Consider the following 1,929-nt stretch of genomic DNA (forward strand, 5'->3'; position numbering starts at 1 on the left):
CCCGGCGAGCGCGCCCGCCTGCTCGGTCAGCAGGCCCTCCGGCTCGCCCGCGCCGGCCGCCGGGACGAGGCCCTGGCGACGAGCATGCAGGCGACCGAACTGCACCGGCGGCTGGCGGAGGCTTCGCCGGCGGACCACGGGGCGGGCTTCGCGGCCGAGCTGATCAGCCTGTCCCTGCACCAGTCGGCCGTCGGGCGCCGGAACGAGGCGGCGGTCGTCGCGGTGGAGGCCGTCAACGTCCACCGCCATCTGGTGCAGGCAGATCCGGACGCCTTCGGGTCCAACCTCGCCCGGGCGCTGAACAATCTCGGTTCGCTCCTGGTGGAGTCGCGGCGCGGCGCGGAAGCGCTGCCCCACCTCGAGGAGGCGGCCCACCTCAACCGGCGGATCGCGGAAGCCGACCCGGCGACCCCGCCCGCCATGCTCGCGACGTCGTTGAGCAACCTCGCCGGCGCCTTGTCATCGGCCGGGCGGCACGACGAGTCCCTGGCGGCGGTCGAGGAGGCTTCCGGCCTCTACCGGCGCATGGCGGGGGCCGAACCCGATCGGTACCTCCCCGATCTCGCCGCGGTGCTGAACAACCTGGCAATCAGCCTCGCCCAGTCGGGCCGGCACGAGGAAGCGCGGATTGCGGCCGAGGAGGCGATCGCCATCCTCCGCCGGCTGGCCGAGGTCAACCCGGCGGTGCACACCCGCGCGCTGTTCGCCTCGGTGCAGACCATGAGTCTGCGGCTCTCGAGCTTGAAGCGGCATCCGGAAGCGCTGACCGCCGCCGTGGAGGCCGTCCAGATCGCGAGGCGGATGTCCGACGCCGATCCGTTCGCCTCCCGGCCGGATCTCGCCCTGGCCCTGAACAATCTCGCTCCCTGTCTGGCGGCCGTGGGACGGCCGAAGGAGGCGATGAAGGCGGCGCGGGAGGCCGTCGATCTCCACCGCGCGTTGTCGCTGGACGACCCCGCGGCGAATGTGGTGGGCCGGGCGACCGCCCTGTGCACTTTCGCGCAGGTCGCCGTGCGGGTGAGGCGCGATCTGGTCCGTGCCGGGGAGTGTGGCGCCGAGGCGGTTCTGCTCTTGCGGGAACTGGCCGGCGAGTCACCGGATGCCTTCGGCCGGCAGTTGCTGGAGGCGTACCGGGCGCAGGCCGGCGTCTACGCGGCGATGGGCCGGGAGGAGGAGGCCGCCGCCCTCGAGTCACAGATCCGGAGCCTGTCCGGTCCTAGCTGACGAAGACGTCGTAGCGAAAGGCTGGAGACACCATGAAGATCGCCGTACTCGGTGGGACCGGGCGCATCGGATCGCAGGTCGTGAAGATCCTGGGCGCCGCGGGACACGAGGCCGTACCGCACTCGCCGTCGACCGGGCTCGACCTGATCAGCGGTGCCGGGCTGCGCGAGGCGCTGACCGGCACCGACGTCGTCATCAACCTGACGAACTCGCCGACCTTCGACGACGCCTCGATCGACTGGTTCCGGACCACGATGGACAACCTGGTCGCGGCCGCCGCCGGCGCCGGTGTCCGCCACGCGGTCGTGCTCTCGATCGTCGGCGCCGACCTCGTGCCCGAGCTCGACTACTACCGGGCCAAGGTGCTGCAGGAGGACATCCTCAAGGCCGGCCCGGTGCCGTACTCGGTCGTCCGGGTCACGCAGTTCTTCGAGTTCATCGACGCGGTGCTGTCCTGGACCTCCGACGAGCACACCGTGCGGCTGCCGGCCACCGAAGTGCAGCCGATGTCCGCGGCCGACGTCGCCCAGGCGGTGGCCGAGGTCAGCATGGGCGCGCCGCTGCAGGGCACCCGCAACTACGCCGGCCCCGAGGTCTTCACCCTCGACGAGCTGGGCCGGCTGACGCTCGAGGCCCGCGGCGACCACCGCGAGGTGGTCGTCGACGACACCGCCGGCATGTTCGCGGCGGTGCAGGGCGACGCGC

The 1,929-nt window shown here is 72.4% G+C and carries 2 protein-coding genes; both read left to right on the plus strand.

Features of this window, described 5'->3' with window-relative positions; translation table 11 throughout:
- The coding region (locus AB0M20_RS40795; RefSeq protein WP_364306590.1) for a tetratricopeptide repeat protein at nt 1-1,224 on the plus strand (1,224 nt) is incomplete at its 5' end.
- 32 nt (nt 1,225-1,256) lie between these two features.
- On the plus strand, nt 1,257-1,929 hold a 673-nt coding region (locus AB0M20_RS40800), incomplete at its 3' end, for an SDR family oxidoreductase (protein WP_364306592.1).

It is taken from the genome of Actinoplanes sp. NPDC051633 (assembly GCF_040681735.1).
In the GTDB taxonomy this organism is placed as follows: Bacteria; Actinomycetota; Actinomycetes; order Mycobacteriales; family Micromonosporaceae; genus Actinoplanes.